General features: G+C 64.1%; 14 protein-coding genes. 2 read left to right on the top strand and 12 right to left on the bottom strand.

Going from position 1 to position 13,260, the window contains the following annotated elements:
• Positions 1 to 14: 14 nt before the first annotated feature.
• The 8 genes from CIT39_RS04450 to CIT39_RS04415 form a co-directional block, all read right to left on the bottom strand.
• Positions 15 to 1,829 (bottom strand): long-chain-acyl-CoA synthetase, encoded by a 1,815-nt coding sequence (locus tag CIT39_RS04450; RefSeq protein ID WP_094973223.1) that lies wholly within the window; start codon positions 1,827 to 1,829, stop codon positions 15 to 17.
• Positions 1,830 to 1,986: 157 nt separating this feature from the next.
• The gene (locus tag CIT39_RS04445) at positions 1,987 to 2,475 is read right to left on the bottom strand and encodes a hypothetical protein (RefSeq protein WP_094973224.1); all 489 of its coding nucleotides are present in this window, start codon (positions 2,473 to 2,475) and stop codon (positions 1,987 to 1,989) included.
• Positions 2,476 to 2,620: 145 nt separating this feature from the next.
• Entirely contained in the window at positions 2,621 to 2,893 is a 273-nt protein-coding gene (locus tag CIT39_RS04440; RefSeq protein WP_094973225.1) for a DUF3551 domain-containing protein, read from the bottom strand.
• Positions 2,894 to 2,926: 33 nt separating this feature from the next.
• A complete protein-coding gene (locus CIT39_RS04435) occupies positions 2,927 to 3,208 on the bottom strand; it encodes a DUF3551 domain-containing protein (protein WP_094973508.1) in 282 nt (93 codons plus the stop codon).
• Between the two features lie 120 nt (positions 3,209 to 3,328).
• The gene (gene htpG / locus CIT39_RS04430) at positions 3,329 to 5,206 is read right to left on the bottom strand and encodes a molecular chaperone HtpG (protein ID WP_094973226.1); all 1,878 of its coding nucleotides are present in this window, start codon (positions 5,204 to 5,206) and stop codon (positions 3,329 to 3,331) included.
• A gap of 122 nt (positions 5,207 to 5,328) precedes the next feature.
• Positions 5,329 to 5,727 (bottom strand): hypothetical protein, encoded by a 399-nt coding sequence (locus CIT39_RS04425; protein WP_094973227.1) that lies wholly within the window; start codon positions 5,725 to 5,727, stop codon positions 5,329 to 5,331.
• A gap of 250 nt (positions 5,728 to 5,977) precedes the next feature.
• The gene (locus tag CIT39_RS04420) at positions 5,978 to 6,571 is read right to left on the bottom strand and encodes a nuclear transport factor 2 family protein (RefSeq protein ID WP_094973228.1); all 594 of its coding nucleotides are present in this window, start codon (positions 6,569 to 6,571) and stop codon (positions 5,978 to 5,980) included.
• Between the two features lie 145 nt (positions 6,572 to 6,716).
• Positions 6,717 to 7,523 (bottom strand): response regulator, encoded by an 807-nt coding sequence (locus CIT39_RS04415; protein ID WP_162307352.1) that lies wholly within the window; start codon positions 7,521 to 7,523, stop codon positions 6,717 to 6,719.
• Positions 7,524 to 7,742: 219 nt separating this feature from the next.
• Here CIT39_RS04415 and CIT39_RS04410 point away from each other — a divergent pair, with 219 nt between their 5' ends.
• Both CIT39_RS04410 and CIT39_RS04405 read left to right on the top strand, forming a co-directional pair.
• Positions 7,743 to 7,973: a NepR family anti-sigma factor gene (locus tag CIT39_RS04410; protein WP_162308338.1), complete on the top strand. Its 231-nt coding sequence runs from the start codon at positions 7,743 to 7,745 to the stop codon at positions 7,971 to 7,973.
• On the top strand, positions 7,973 to 8,521 hold the full coding sequence (locus CIT39_RS04405) for a sigma-70 family RNA polymerase sigma factor (protein WP_084251855.1): 549 nt from the start codon (positions 7,973 to 7,975) through the stop codon (positions 8,519 to 8,521). Before CIT39_RS04410 ends, CIT39_RS04405 begins: the two co-directional genes overlap by 1 nt.
• Positions 8,522 to 8,591: 70 nt before the next feature.
• On the opposite strand, the gene CIT39_RS04400 is transcribed toward CIT39_RS04405, so the two are convergent.
• From CIT39_RS04400 to CIT39_RS04385, 4 genes are all read right to left on the bottom strand, one after another.
• Positions 8,592 to 9,290, bottom strand: coding sequence for a nitroreductase (locus CIT39_RS04400; RefSeq protein ID WP_094973230.1), 699 nt, complete (start codon positions 9,288 to 9,290; stop codon positions 8,592 to 8,594).
• Positions 9,291 to 9,427: 137 nt separating this feature from the next.
• Positions 9,428 to 10,672, bottom strand: coding sequence for an acyl-CoA dehydrogenase (locus CIT39_RS04395; RefSeq protein WP_094973231.1), 1,245 nt, complete (start codon positions 10,670 to 10,672; stop codon positions 9,428 to 9,430).
• Positions 10,673 to 10,681: 9 nt separating this feature from the next.
• Positions 10,682 to 11,926, bottom strand: coding sequence for an acyl-CoA dehydrogenase (locus tag CIT39_RS04390; protein WP_094973232.1), 1,245 nt, complete (start codon positions 11,924 to 11,926; stop codon positions 10,682 to 10,684).
• Positions 11,927 to 12,067: 141 nt separating this feature from the next.
• Positions 12,068 to 13,195, bottom strand: a complete 1,128-nt coding sequence (locus tag CIT39_RS04385) for an acyl-CoA dehydrogenase family protein (RefSeq protein WP_094973233.1) — start codon at positions 13,193 to 13,195, stop codon at positions 12,068 to 12,070.
• Positions 13,196 to 13,260: the final 65 nt, after the last annotated feature.

Below are 13,260 nucleotides of genomic sequence, written 5' to 3'. Positions count from 1 at the left end.
GATTTTGGCGGCATCTACAGCCTGATCGAGCCGTCCACGATCCGCGCATGGGCCTCCGTATCCAACGCCACATAGGTCCCGGACTTCGGGTCTGCCATGAACAGCGGGTCGGAGATCGCGCCGGGATCGAAGCCCTCCCGTGCGAGGTCGCCCTTCTTCTGCTTGAACGTCTCGGTCGCATCGATCTCGCTGGAGATGCGAATGAAGACCGGGCGCGCATAGGCCGGCAAGCGTTGCGCCAGATGTGCGGGCAATGCCTCGATGTCGAAGCCCCCATTGACGACGATCGCGCTCATGCCGGCGCGGCCGTCCGCGCCGGGAATGTTGACGCCGTAGGTGGTGGCGTCGACCACACCGGTAAAGTCGCGCATCGCGTCGTTCACCTCCGAGGTCGCGACGTTCTCGCCCTTCCAGCGGAAGGTGTCCCCGATCCGATCGACGAAATGGAAGAAGCCCTTGTCGTCGATCCGCATCAAATCGCCGGTGCGAAACCAGGCATCGCCGCTGGCGAAGACATCGCGAAGAACCTTCTTCTCGGTCTCGCCGGCATCGGTGTAGCCCTCGAAGCGGCCACCGCCTTCATCGGCGGTGCCGATGCGGCCGATGGCCTCGCCAGCCTCACCGCGGGCGCAGGCGAGGCAAAACCCCTCTTCGTTGCGCAGCGGCACGCCGCTGTCAGGGTCGAGCTTGACGAGATTGGCGGGAAAGCGATGCGCCAGCAGCGGCGGGATGCGGCCGATCGCGCCCGGCTGTCCCTCGACGTTGAACAGCGAGAAATTGCCTTCGGTGGCCGCATAGAATTCGAGGATGCGCGGAATGGCAAAGCGCGCCTGAAAGTCTTCCCAGATGTCGCCGCGCAGGCCGTTGCCGCAGACGAGGCGGAGACGATGCCGGTTCTCATATTCCGAGGGCGCCGCCTTGAGCAGATAACGGCAGAGCTCGCCGATATATTGAAACAGCGTGCAGTCATGCCGCACGATGTCTGACCAGAAATGCGAGGCCGAGAATTTCTCCGCGATCACCACCGAGCCGCCGGCGGCCAGCATGCTGCACGGCGCGACGATGCCGCCGACCGAGTGGAACAGCGGCAGGCAATCGTAGAGCCGGTCTTGCGGGCTCGCGCCGGTGAGACCGGCGAACCAGAAGCCCCAATTGAGAATGCGGCGGTGGCTGATGCTGGCGGCCTTCGGCAGGCCTGTCGTGCCCGAGGTGTAGATCAGCAGCGCACGGTCGTCGATGGTGACCTCACCGCGCTCCTCCGGCGACATGGGAGCATCGTCCAGCGCCGCGAGGGCGACGTCGATGGCGCGCTCGCTGCGGGCATCGCCATGGGTCCAGACCTTGGCCTGCGTCTTCAGATGCGGCGTTGCACTCTCCAGCATCTCCGTCAGCTCCTGCGCAACGATGATATGCGAGGGCTTTGCGACGTCGAGGCAATGCGCGAGCGACTGTCCCACCAGCTTGGTGTTGAGCAGCGCGGCCACGCCGCCGATCCGGCTGATGCCGAGCCATGCCGCGACATAATCGACGCCGTTCGGCATGATCAAGGCGACCGTATCACCCTTGGCCACGCCGGCCGAGCGCGCCCAGCGCGCGTAGCGGTTGATGCGCTTCGACAGGCCTTCATAGTCGAGACTTGCGTCGTCCGTGGTCAGCGCGACGCGGTCGGGCTGCCGCTGCGCCCAATCGTCGATGACGTCCGCGAACAGACGTCCCGGCAGCGTCTCGATCCGCGCGGTGAGCTCGATGGCCTTCAGCCAGATCTTTGAAGCCGAAGGCGCACGGGCGGCTTTCGGGCGCTCGATGATACCGGTCGTCATACCGTTCATGCTTTCGGGGCTATCTGCTGTCTTCCGAAGCTTAGCCCGCGCGCCCTGCCCAGGTGTTAAGAGACAAGGTAAAACCCGGTTAGGACGCGATTAACTCTAGCGATCCTTTACCACGCCAATGGGATCGGCATGCGCGGTTGCAGAGTATCGCGCTGCCTCAATCCGCCGTGAATTCGAGATTGAACCGGATCGGATTGATCGGCTTCGTGACGAATCCGACCGTCTTGCCGTTCAAGCCGGCGAATGGGCCGGATGCGAACTTGACGATTCCCTTGCCCACGGATTCGACGCCAACGGGCTTGCCGTCCTTCATCACGGCCTTGGCGGAGCCTTCGGTCAGCTGCGTCACGAGGCGTCCGCCGGGAATGCGGTGCACGCCGCCACCCATCACCATCGTCGCTTTGGGGCCGTCCCACTCGACGACATTCGACGCGGAATAGACCGCGCCCTTCAGCAATCCCTCGACGCCGACGCAGACATAGTCCTGCGCCACCAGATTGTGATCGGGATGGTCGCCAATCGGCTCCTGGGTGAAGAAGCCGGCAAGGCTGCATTCGTAACGCGCGATCACGTCCGCGCGGGCCGGCTGGACGGCGATCATGACAAGGGTCGAGCCGACGAGCGCCGTAAGGGTGCACCTGTTCATGGAAATCTCCTCGCGTCATCCGCCCGATCTGAAGGGCCGGCATGATGCCGGACTCCTGACGTCGGACTGCGCACCGAGAGTGCCCGAGGACGCAGATGCAGACGTTGACCTGGCTCAACCATCGTCGCCCACGGGAGCCCAAAGGCTAACGGACGCGCGGATTGCGGGAATGGTACGATGCCGGCGCGTGGACCGGATAATACGGGTTGAGATCGCAGATTGCGGAGCGGCCCGATGCGGTGGCGCGGCACTGCGGCAACGAGGTGAAGGAGCAATCGTACCACTCCCCGCCGCCCCCGTTCGCACCTGAATAAACGTGCATGCAGACGGGGTACCGCGGATCAAAGGTCTGCGCATGCGAGGACGCGGGCGTGAGCAGCGTCCCGGCGATCATGATCAGGCCGAATGAGAAACGCATGAGCTGTGTTCCGATACCCTGCATTGCGGATCCTCAATGCTGTTTCTTGTGACGCCGGCGCGGCTGCTGCGGCGGCTGGTCGAAGCGGTAGTAGGGGTTGACGTCGCAGCTCGCCGAGCGGCCCGACGCGGTCGCACGGCACTGCGGCAGCGAGGTGAAGGAGCAGTCGAAATAGTCGCCGCCGCCACCGCCGAAGCCGCCGGGCGTATAGACGTGCATGCACACGGGGTAGCGCGGATCGTAGGTTTGGGCGCTGGCATCGGCCGCGACCAACAGCGTGGCAATCGCGGCGAGAGTCAGAATCGGCAAGCGCATGAACTTCATCCTCGAATCGGCGGCCCGGCTGATGCCGACGACCTGCTATGGCATAACACGAGGCCGACGGCGACTGTTCCTAGGACAGATGACGGCAAGGTGAGTGCTGGGACTGCGGCGCTAGGCGCCAAGCCCTTGCAACACCAGCCGGTTCAGCCTCGCCGCAAACGCGGCCGGATCCTCCGGCAGTTCACCGTCCAGGATCTGCGCCTGCTCGAGCAGGAGCAGGCTGAGATCGTCGACCGCCTTGGAGCCGGCTTGCGCCTTGGTGATCGCGCCCACCATCGGATGGCGCAGATTGATTTCCAGGATCGGCTTGGTCTTCATGCCGCGGTTCTGCTGCGACAGGATGCGCTCGAGCTCGCGGCTCGGGCCCTGGCTGTCGGCGACGAGGCAGGAGGCCGAGCTGGTGAGGCGCGTCGAGGCCTTGACGTCGCTGACGCGCTCGCCGAGCGCGGCCTTGATGACGGCGATGGTGGCCGCTTCATCGGCCTCCGGCTCGTCCTTCTTTGCTTCATCGTTGTCGTCGACGCGCGGAATCAGGTCGAGATTGAGATCACCCTGGCTCAGCGACTTCAGCGGCTTGCCGTCGAACTCCGACGGCATCGAGGTCCAGAACGCATCGACGGGATCGGACAGCAGCAGCACCTCGATGCCGCGCGCGGTCGCAGCCTCCAGCCGCGGATTGGATTTCAGCCGCTCGATGCTGTCGCCGACGAGATAATAGATCTCGGTCTGGTTCGGCTTGAAATCGGCGATGACCTGCTTCAGCGACCGCTTCTCGCCCGATGTCGTTGTGAAGCGTGACAGTGCCAGCAGCTTTTCGCGGCGCTCGAAATCCTCGTAAATGCCTTCCTTGAGCACGGCACCGAACGCGTCCCAGATTTTGGCGAAGTTCTCCGGATCCTTCTCGGCCAGGCTTTCGAGCTCCGACACGACCCGGGTCGCCACGGCCTTGCGGATCTGCGCCAGCTGCGGATTGTTCTGCAACATCTCGCGGGAAATGTTGAGCGGGAGGTCCTCGCTGTCGACGACGCCGCGGATGAAGCGCAAGTATCCCGGGAGCAGATCGGCATCGTCGGTGATGAAGACGCGGCGGACGTAGAGCTTCACCCGGCCCTTGCGGTTCGGCTCGAACAGGTCGAATGGCTTGGTTGAGGGCGCGAACAGCAACACGGCGTAAGAGTAGCGGCCCTCGGCGCGGTAATGCAGTGTCATCGCGGGATCGTCGAAGGCGGATGCGATCTGCTGATAGGCCTTCTTGTAGTCGTCCGCCGTCAGCTCGGATTTCGAGCGTTGCCACAACGCGCTCGCCGAATTGATCTGGCGCGGCTCGCCTTCTTCCGGCACCAGCTCGATCGGGAACAGGATGTTGTCGGAATAGGCACCGATGATGCGCTCGATCTCGAAGGCCTCGAGATATTTCTTGGCGTCATCTTTCAGATGCAGGACGATCTCGGTGCCGCGCGTCACACGCGCCGCTTCCTCGTCGCTGGCACCGGCGATCTCGAAGCCGGAGCCGCCGGAGGACGTCCAGGTCCAGACGTCGCTCTCGCCGGCGCGGCGGCTGACCACGACGATCTTATCGGCGACCATGAAGGCGGAATAGAAGCCGACGCCGAACTGGCCGATCAGGCCGAGGCCGTCCTTGGCCTCCTTCAGCTTGGACACGAACGCCTTGGTGCCGGAGCGGGCGATGGTGCCGAGATGGTCGATCAGCTCCTGCCGCTCCATGCCGATGCCGTTGTCGGCGATCGTGAGCGTCCCGGCCGCCTTGTTCGGGATGATGCGGATCTTGAGCGCGTCGCCCTCGCCCAGCAGCGAAGGACTTGCGATCGCCTCATAGCGAAGCTTGTCGCAGGCGTCCGAGGCGTTGGAGACGAGCTCGCGCAGGAAGATATCGGTCTCGGAATAGACGGAGTGCACCATCAGGTGCAGCAGTTCGGAAACCTCGGCCTGGAAAGGCTGTGTATGCACAGCCGTGTCTGACGTCGTCATGCGTTTACCCGGTCAAAACGAAAGGGAAGAAACCCGGGATATAACGCGAGCGTACAGGGGATCAAGTGGATGTGAAGAATCGCCTCCGGGCCGGATAACGATCTATCCGGCGCCCCGGCGGGTCAGGTCACGCAGCGGCCCGGCTGGAGCAGCTTTGCGACCTCGGTAAGGGAGCTGACCATTGGCTCGCAGGCGATCGTCGGCTTGTTTCGGCCCTGCTTCTGCAGCGTGAGCGGCGGCTTGGCACTGCCGGTCTCGATGACTGCGGGGACGCGGAGCAGCACTGACGTCGCGGGAAGGTCATTCAACCGCATGGAGACGGTGCGGGTGGGAACTCCCTGCTTGATGTCGGCGAGCCGGTCGGACTTGCCGGAGCGGTTGATGTTGTGGCCGGGCTGATCGGCTTTGCCGGCGACCGTCTGCCAACGGTCGGCCAGATCGTGGCCGGAGGCCAGCTGCGCAGCGCCGAGCGCGAATGTAATCGCGGCGGCACCGAAAAATGTTTTATAAATCTGTGACATGGCTGTCGATCCCTCGCCCCATGGCGATCGGGGGAACAACGCCGGGAAAGGACCCGGGGTTCTCAGCGGTTACGATCACTTAACCGTGTCCGATATCCGCTGCAGCGTGCGCAAAATATTTCGCACGGCGTGGAACGTCTCGCGCAGGCGGGAGTCGTCTCAACAGCCGGCTATTCCCCCCTGCCCCATAAGCCGGCGACGTAGGGCGCGACTGTGGTGATGCCAGTCGCGCCTTACTCTTGTCTGGGGTTCACTTCCCCGCCAGCCATTCCCGCCCTTCGCCGTAGAGCTTCTCGACCTCGGGGCCAATCAGGCCCGGCATGTCGCGCTTGACCTTGTAGCCGATCAGCTCCTGCATGTAGGCGAGGTGGCGATAGCCTTCAGGGAGCGCGGCGAGCGCTTTCTGGTCGAGGCGGAGCTCTGCTGCGGGATCGACCGGGTCGATCCGGTCCTTCTCGTAGATCGGCTGGCGGCGGACGATGCCCCAGCGCCCCTGTCGCTTTTCCAGGAAATCGTAGAAGCGGCCGGTACAGACGACATCGCAGACCACGTCGTGCACCGGGGCGCGCTGCGAGATCGTCATCTTGGTCTGGGCGATGGCGCGCGCGCCTGCGAGATCGATGCTGGTGCCGCCGAGGAAATGCAGGATGCGAACGCCCCTGGCAAACCCCTCCTGGCTGACGCGCATGAAATCCCGCGCGGGCCCCTGAAACCAGGTGGCGGACATCCAGCCCTCGTCGTGCCAGACCGTGGCGAAGCGCTCCCAATCACCGGCATCGCGCCAGACCGCCCAGTTCTCGACGAGGTCGCGGATGGCGAGGCGGTCGAGCAACTGCTGGTCCATGGGCACATCTCATCTCCGGCTGGGATCCCTGCAGGAGGTATGAGCGGCGGAGCCGGCACGCGTCAAGCACGACAGGCGGTCACGAAAAATCCGGCGTGCCTTGCGGCACGCCGGATCGGATCGTTTCGCCAAATGGCCGGCGCTGTTAAGCCGCCGGCGCCTTCGGCGCGCGGTTGCGCGAGTTGCGCTGGAAGAACAGTGCCTGGCTCGCCACCGCCGACACCATCGCGGGCTGGAACGGCTTCGAGATCAGGAACGCCGGCTCGGGGCGCTCGCCGGTGAGGAAGCGCTCCGGGTACGCCGTGATGAACACCACAGGCACCTCGAAGGTGCGGAGCAGCTCGTTGACCGCGTCCAGGCCCGACGAGCCGTCGGCGAGCTGGATGTCGGCGAGGATGAGGCCGGGCCGCTTGTTCTTGGCCAGTGCCACCGCATCAGCATGCGTGCGGGCGACGCCGACGACATTGTGGCCGAGATTTTTCACCAGGCTCTCGAGGTCCATGGCGATGAAGGTCTCGTCCTCGATGATCAGCACGTCGGTGGCGATCTCGGCGGCCATCTCGCGTCCCGCGGCATCCGCAAGCCGCCGGGTTTCGGCGACGTCGGTACCAAGGATGTAGCCGACTTCCTCTTCCGAAAATCCCTCCAGCGAGAGCAGCAGGAACGCCTGCCGCGGCAGCGGCGTGATGTTCGACAGCCGCCGCTCCGGCGGCATCGGCAAGGTCGCCACCTCGGAATCGTCGTTGACGGAGACCGAATTCCAGATCTGAGTGAACAACCGGAACAGGCCGACGCGCGGCCCGTGGCTCTCGTCGAGCACCGCCGGATCCCCCAGCATGGCTTCCAACATGGCTGCGACATAAGCGTCACCGGAGGCCTGGCTGCCCGTCAGGGCGCGTGCGTACCGGCGCAACAACGGCAAGTGTTCAGCAACAAGCTGTGAACGGGACATCCCCACTCCATTCATCTTCGGACCTACCTTGACGTCCAGGCAATCGGAGGGGGGCCCGGGTTCCCCTGCTGGGCTGTTTACGCCTCAGGCCAAGAAAAGTTCCGCCTGAGCGGGAACTATTTATCGAACCTGGAATTGTGCCTATCCAGGGAACGGCTCCCGGTTGAGAAAACTTCTCGATTTTACAGTCACTTAACTCGGGGAAACGTGGAACAGGTCATGAAAGATCTCAAGTCTCAAGCCAGCAGAAGCACGACCCCCGGCAAGGGAGGCCTCACTCCGGAGATACAATCCCGGATAGGGCATCAGTTGCGCGCCATGTACGACGATGTCGTGCGACAGGGGGTTCCGGATCGGTTCGCCGAACTGATCAAGAAGCTTGATGCGCCGGGGGCCGCACCCCAATTGGGCGAAGAGGGCGGATCCAACGACAACAATGGGAGGGATTAATGCCTCTCACGGACTCCCTGCGTAACGACATCCTGGCGGCCGTGCCGAGCTTGCGCGCGTTCGCCATTTCGCTCAGCGGCAATGCGGACCGCGCCGATGATTTGGTCCAGGAGACGCTGCTCCGCGCCCTCGCCAACATCGACTCGTTCCAGCCCGGCTCCAATCTGCCGGCGTGGCTGTTCACGATCCTGCGCAACCTGTTCCGCTCCGACTATCGCAAGCGGCGGCGCGAGGTCGAGGATGCCGAAGGCAACTACGCCAAAACGCTGAAGACACAGCCGTCGCAGAACGCGCATCTCGAATTCGAGGAATTCCGCACGGCGCTCGAAAAACTTCCGCAGGACCAGCGTGAAGCGCTGATCCTGGTCGGCGCCTCCGGCTTCTCCTACGAAGACGCGGCCTCGATCTGCGGCTGTGCGGTCGGCACGATCAAGAGCCGCGTCAACCGCGCGCGCTCGAAGCTCGCCGCGCTGCTCTATGTCGACGGCGCCGAGGACTTCGGGCCCGACGAGACCATTCGCGCCGTAATCGGTGGCAGCGGCGGATAGCGGCCGGCGTCAATCGATCCGAAACCGATGTAGAGGCGGCCGTTCTCGCGGCCGCCTTTGCGCATATCGATCACTCGTCGGCGAAAGTTGCCGTTTCAGCCACGCTCGCACGCGAGGTGCGGTAGCTGTTGACCTTGTGCGCGTTGTCAGCGTAGCCGAACGAGATGCCGCAGACGATGCGGCGATCGTCAGGCAGATTGAAGTGGCGGCGGATCAGGCCGGAATGCCGCGCAAGCGCCGCCTGCGGAATCGTGCCGAGTCCGAGCGCCTGCGCAGCCAGCATGAAATTGGAGACATAGGCGCCGCAATCGATCGCACCGTAGATGCCGAGCGGCTCGTTGGTGTGAATGACGGCGACATGCGGCGCGCCGAAGAAATTGTAGTTCTCGAGCGCCTGCCTGGCGTAGGCGCTTCTGTCGCCACGGGCGATGCCGAGCGTGTTGTAGAGCTGAAAACCGCTTTCGCGGCGGCGATCGAGATAGACGCCGACATATTCGCGCGGCGGGGTGAAGTCGTAATCGTCACCGAGACCGCCCGAGGCCTCCTTGTAGATCGCCTGGCGAAAGCGCTCCTTGGCCTCGCCACTGGCGATGATCACCTGCCAGGGCTGGCTGTTGCACCAGGACGCCGTGCGCTGTGCGGTCGTCAGCACATGCTCGATAGTCGCGCGGTCGACCTCTTTGGGCAGGAAGGCGCGGACGGAGTAGCGCTCGTTGAGCAGCTCTTCGAGCACGCCGATGCGGTCGTTTTGCTTCACTTGTGCGTCCATGGATCAGCTCGCGCTCTTCTCGTAGGATGGGCAAAGGCGCATGGCGCCGTGCCCACCGACAGAATTGCCCCGGAGCATCTGGATATGGTGCGCACGCTTCGCTTTGCCCACCCTACGAGATACCGCGAGACGTAAGATCACCGTCCCTTGGTCGGGATCTTGTTATAAGGCACGTCTTTGTCGACTCGGATGTCGCCGGGCAGGCCCAGCACCCGCTCGGCGATGATGTTGCGCAGGATCTCGTCGGTGCCGCCGGCGATGCGCATCGAGGGCGACGACAGCAGCATCTGCTGGAACTGGCCCTGCACCGTCTCCTCGTCGTTGCCGGTGAGAACACCGGCCGCACCTTGCAGGTCCATGGCGTAGGTCGCGATGTCCTGCAGCATCATGCCCGACACCAGCTTGCCGATCGAATTCTCCGGCCCCGGCCGCTCGCCCTTCGACAGCGCCGAGATGGTGCGATAGCTGGTGAATTTCAGCCCGTTCGACTTCGCCGCCCAGCTCGCGAGTTTCGAACGCACCGCAGGATCGTCGATGGCGAGACCGTCCTCCAGCATCAGATTGGAGCAGAACTCGAACATCTCAGGCACGCCGGTGGCAAGGCGCGAGCCGATCGACATGCGTTCGTTCATCAGCGTGGTCAACGACACGCTCCAGCCCTCGCCGACGGCGCCCAGCCGCTGGCTGTCGGGGATCACGACATCGGTGAAATAGACCTCATTGAACTCCTGCATGCCATTGGCCTGCCTGATCGGCCGGACCTCGACGCCGGGGCTCTTCATGTCCAGGAAGAACATGGTGAGGCCCTTGTGCTTGGGCACGTTCGGATCGGTGCGCGCGATCAGAAGGCCGTAATCGGAATAATGGGCGCCCGAGGTCCAGATCTTCTGGCCGTTGACGACCCAGTTGTCGCCCTTCTTTTCCGCGCGGGTGCGCAGGCCTGCGACGTCGGAGCCGGCGGACGGCTCGGAGAACAGCTGACACCAGATCTCCTCGCCCGAAGCGAGCTTCGGCAAATAGCGGCGCTTGGCATCCTCGCTGCCGAAGGCCATCACGGTCGGGCCGCACATGCCCTCGCCGATCTGGAACGGCTGCGTCAGCTTGCCGTAGACGCCCTCTTCCTGCTGCCAGATCACCTTCTCGATCGGCGTCGCGCCACGGCCGCCATATTCCTTCGGCCAGTGCAGACAGGCCCAATTGCCCTCGAACTTCTTCTTCTGCCAGACCTTGCCGACATCGACGATGTCGTGGCTCGCAAGCCGGATACGGCCGAGCGAGGATTTCGACAGCTCGGCATGCAATTCCTTCGGCGCATTGGCATCGATCCATTTGCGCGCGGTGGCGCGGAATGCGGCTTCCGGCGGGGTGTCGTCGAAATTCATGGCGAACCTCTACCCTCTTCCCTTGGTCGGGATCTTGTTGAACGGCACGTCCTTGTCGACCCTGATGTCACCCGGCAGGCCCAGTACCCGCTCGGCGATGATGTTGCGCATGATCTCGTCGGTGCCGCCTTCGACGCGCGTGCCGGGCGCACGCAGCAGCATCGCCTGGAAACGGCCGGCAAGCTCGGCGTCCTCGCCGCTGACGACACCGCTCGCGCCCTGCAAATCCAGCGCGTAGGTCGCGACGTCCTGGATCATCGAGCCCGCCACCAGCTTGCCGATGGAATTCTCCGGGCCCGGCCGCTCGCCCTTCGACAGCGCCGAGATCGCGCGCATGCTGGTGTATTTCAGCCCGCTCGCCTTCACCGCCCAGTTCGCCAGCTTCGAGCGCACCGCGCGATCCTCGATCGCCGGGCCGTCGTCGAGCATCAGGCTTGAGCAATATTCGAACAGCTCGGGGAAGCCTGTCGAAACGGCTGCGCCGATCGCGCTGCGCTCGTTCATCAGCGTGGTCAGCGAGACGTTCCAGCCATCGCCGACCTCGCCGAGGCGCTGGTGATCGGGAATCCTGACATTGGTGAAATAGACCTCGTTGAAGTCCGAGGCCCCGCTCGCCTGCTTGATCGGCCTTACCTCGACGCCGGGGCTCTTCATGTCCAGGAAGAACATGGTGAGGCCCTTGTGCTTGGGCACGGTCGGATCGGTGCGGGTCAGCAAAATGCCGTAGTCGGAATAATGCGCGCCCGAGGTCCAGATCTTCTGGCCGTTGATGACCCAGTCGTCGCCGTCCTTCTCCGCGCGCGTGCGAAGCCCCGCGACGTCGGAGCCGCCGGCCGGCTCGGAGAACAGCTGGCACCAGACTTTTTCGCCGGAGGCGAGCGGCGGGAGGTAGGTGCGCTTATGCTCCTCGCGCGCGAACGCCATCATGGTCGGTCCGCACATGCCGTGGCCGATGATGAACATGCGGGACAACAGGCCGAACGGCCCCTCCTCCTGCTGCCAGATCACGCGCTCGATCGGCGACGACCCGCGGCCGCCATATTCCTTGGGCCAATGCAGGCAGGCCCAGCCGGCGTCGGCCTTCTTTTTCTGCCAGGCTTTCGCCACGTCGAGAATGTCGGCATTCCTGAGCACGGTGCGGCCGAGCGAGGATTTGCGCAGCTCGTCCTCGTATTGCTTGGGCGCATTGGCACCGATCCAGGCGCGGGCGGTGGCGCGAAATTCGGCTTCCTGCGGCGTGTCTTCGAAGTTCATGGTCTCGTCTCTGTCTTCGTAGGGTGGATTAGCCGAAGGCGTAATCCACCTCTTTGGTTTCCATCGGGAGAAGAGGTGGGTTACGCCAAGCGACTTGCGCTTCGCGCAAGCCGCTCGGCTAACCCACCCTACGCACCTGCATCACGCCGCGTTCTTCTTCCGCATGCGGTCGATCAACTGGTCTTCCCAATAAGAGAGACTGCCGAGCCCGAGCGCCATCGCGTTGGCGCGGCGGTAGTACATGTGGCAGTCGAACTCCCAGGTGAAGCCCATGCCGCCGTGAACCTGGATGTTGTTCTTGGCGCAGTGCTGGAACGCCTGCGTCGCGCTGATGCGCGCGGCCGCTGCGGCTTCCGGCAATTCGGCTGCGTTGGTCGAGAGCGCCCAGGCGCCAAAATAGCTGTTGGAGCGCGCCAGCGTCGCCGACACATACATGTCGGCCAGCATGTGCTTGACCGCCTGGAACGAGCCAATCTGGCGACCGAAGGCGATTCGGTCGAGCGCGTAGTCACGGCCCATCTCCAGCGCGCGGTCGGAGCCGCCGACCTGCTCGAACGCACAGAGTACGGCGGCGCGATCGAGCACCTGAGTGAGGATGCTCCATCCTTCGCCGGCAGCCCCCAGCGGCTCGGCCTTGCAATCGCTAAAAGTGATCTCGGCTTGTCCACGGGTCGGATCGAGATTGGTGAGGCTCTTCACCTCGACGCCGGCGCCCTTGAGATCGACCAGGAACAGCGAGATGTCGCCATCGCGCCCGCTCGATCCCGTCCGCGCTGCGACCACCGCGAAATCCGCAATCGCACCATCCGGGACCGGCTTCTTGACCCCGTTCAAGACGCCGTTCGCAGCCGTGAGCTTGACGTTCTTCGGCGCCGGATTGCCCTTGCCCTCGAACAGCGCCAGCGTGCCGATCGCCTCGCCCGAGGCAATCGCCGGCAGCCACTTCTTCTTCTGCGCGTCGCTGCCCGCGATCAGCAGCGCCTCGGCGGCAAGGTACACGGTCGAGGAGAACGGCACCGGCGCATTGGCCCGGCCCATCTCTTCTGCGATGACGCAGAGTTCGAGATGGCCGGCGCCGGCACCACCAAACTCTTCGGGGATCGCGACTCCGAGAAAGCCCATCTCGGCGAGGCCCTTCCACAGCTCCTTGTCATAGGGCGCCTTGCCGTCGAGCACCACGCGTACCGCCTTCGGGGAGCATTTTTCAGCGAGGAATTTGCGCGCCTGATCGCGAAGCTGCTTCTGGTCGTCAGAGAAGTCGAAGTTCATGGCGGCTTACCTCTTATTCATCGTTATTGAGACCGTCATTCCGGGATGGCCCGAAGGGCCAGGCC

This window comes from Bradyrhizobium symbiodeficiens (genome assembly GCF_002266465.3).
Lineage (GTDB): Bacteria > Pseudomonadota > Alphaproteobacteria > Rhizobiales > Xanthobacteraceae > Bradyrhizobium > Bradyrhizobium symbiodeficiens.
This window is presented reverse-complemented; position numbering and strand designations above follow the sequence as displayed.

Bases quoted from the DNA above. Each gene is read 5' to 3' on its own strand.
- CIT39_RS04395 (WP_094973231.1), bottom strand. From the start codon at position 10,672: ATGAATTTCGACGACACCCCGCCGGAAGCCGCATTCCGCGCCACCGCG.
- CIT39_RS04390 (WP_094973232.1), bottom strand. From the start codon at position 11,926: ATGAACTTCGAAGACACGCCGCAGGAAGCCGAATTTCGCGCCACCGCC.
- CIT39_RS04450 (WP_094973223.1), bottom strand. From the start codon at position 1,829: ATGAACGGTATGACGACCGGTATCATCGAGCGCCCGAAAGCCGCCCGT.
- CIT39_RS04425 (WP_094973227.1), bottom strand. From the start codon at position 5,727: ATGTCACAGATTTATAAAACATTTTTCGGTGCCGCCGCGATTACATTC.
- CIT39_RS04420 (WP_094973228.1), bottom strand. From the start codon at position 6,571: ATGGACCAGCAGTTGCTCGACCGCCTCGCCATCCGCGACCTCGTCGAG.
- CIT39_RS04445 (WP_094973224.1), bottom strand. From the start codon at position 2,475: ATGAACAGGTGCACCCTTACGGCGCTCGTCGGCTCGACCCTTGTCATG.
- CIT39_RS04405 (WP_084251855.1), top strand. From the start codon at position 7,973: ATGCCTCTCACGGACTCCCTGCGTAACGACATCCTGGCGGCCGTGCCG.
- CIT39_RS04415 (WP_162307352.1), bottom strand. From the start codon at position 7,523: ATGTCCCGTTCACAGCTTGTTGCTGAACACTTGCCGTTGTTGCGCCGG.
- CIT39_RS04385 (WP_094973233.1), bottom strand. From the start codon at position 13,195: ATGAACTTCGACTTCTCTGACGACCAGAAGCAGCTTCGCGATCAGGCG.
- CIT39_RS04435 (WP_094973508.1), bottom strand. From the start codon at position 3,208: ATGCGCTTGCCGATTCTGACTCTCGCCGCGATTGCCACGCTGTTGGTC.
- CIT39_RS04400 (WP_094973230.1), bottom strand. From the start codon at position 9,290: ATGGACGCACAAGTGAAGCAAAACGACCGCATCGGCGTGCTCGAAGAG.
- htpG (WP_094973226.1), bottom strand. From the start codon at position 5,206: ATGACGACGTCAGACACGGCTGTGCATACACAGCCTTTCCAGGCCGAG.
- CIT39_RS04410 (WP_162308338.1), top strand. From the start codon at position 7,743: ATGAAAGATCTCAAGTCTCAAGCCAGCAGAAGCACGACCCCCGGCAAG.
- CIT39_RS04440 (WP_094973225.1), bottom strand. From the start codon at position 2,893: ATGCGTTTCTCATTCGGCCTGATCATGATCGCCGGGACGCTGCTCACG.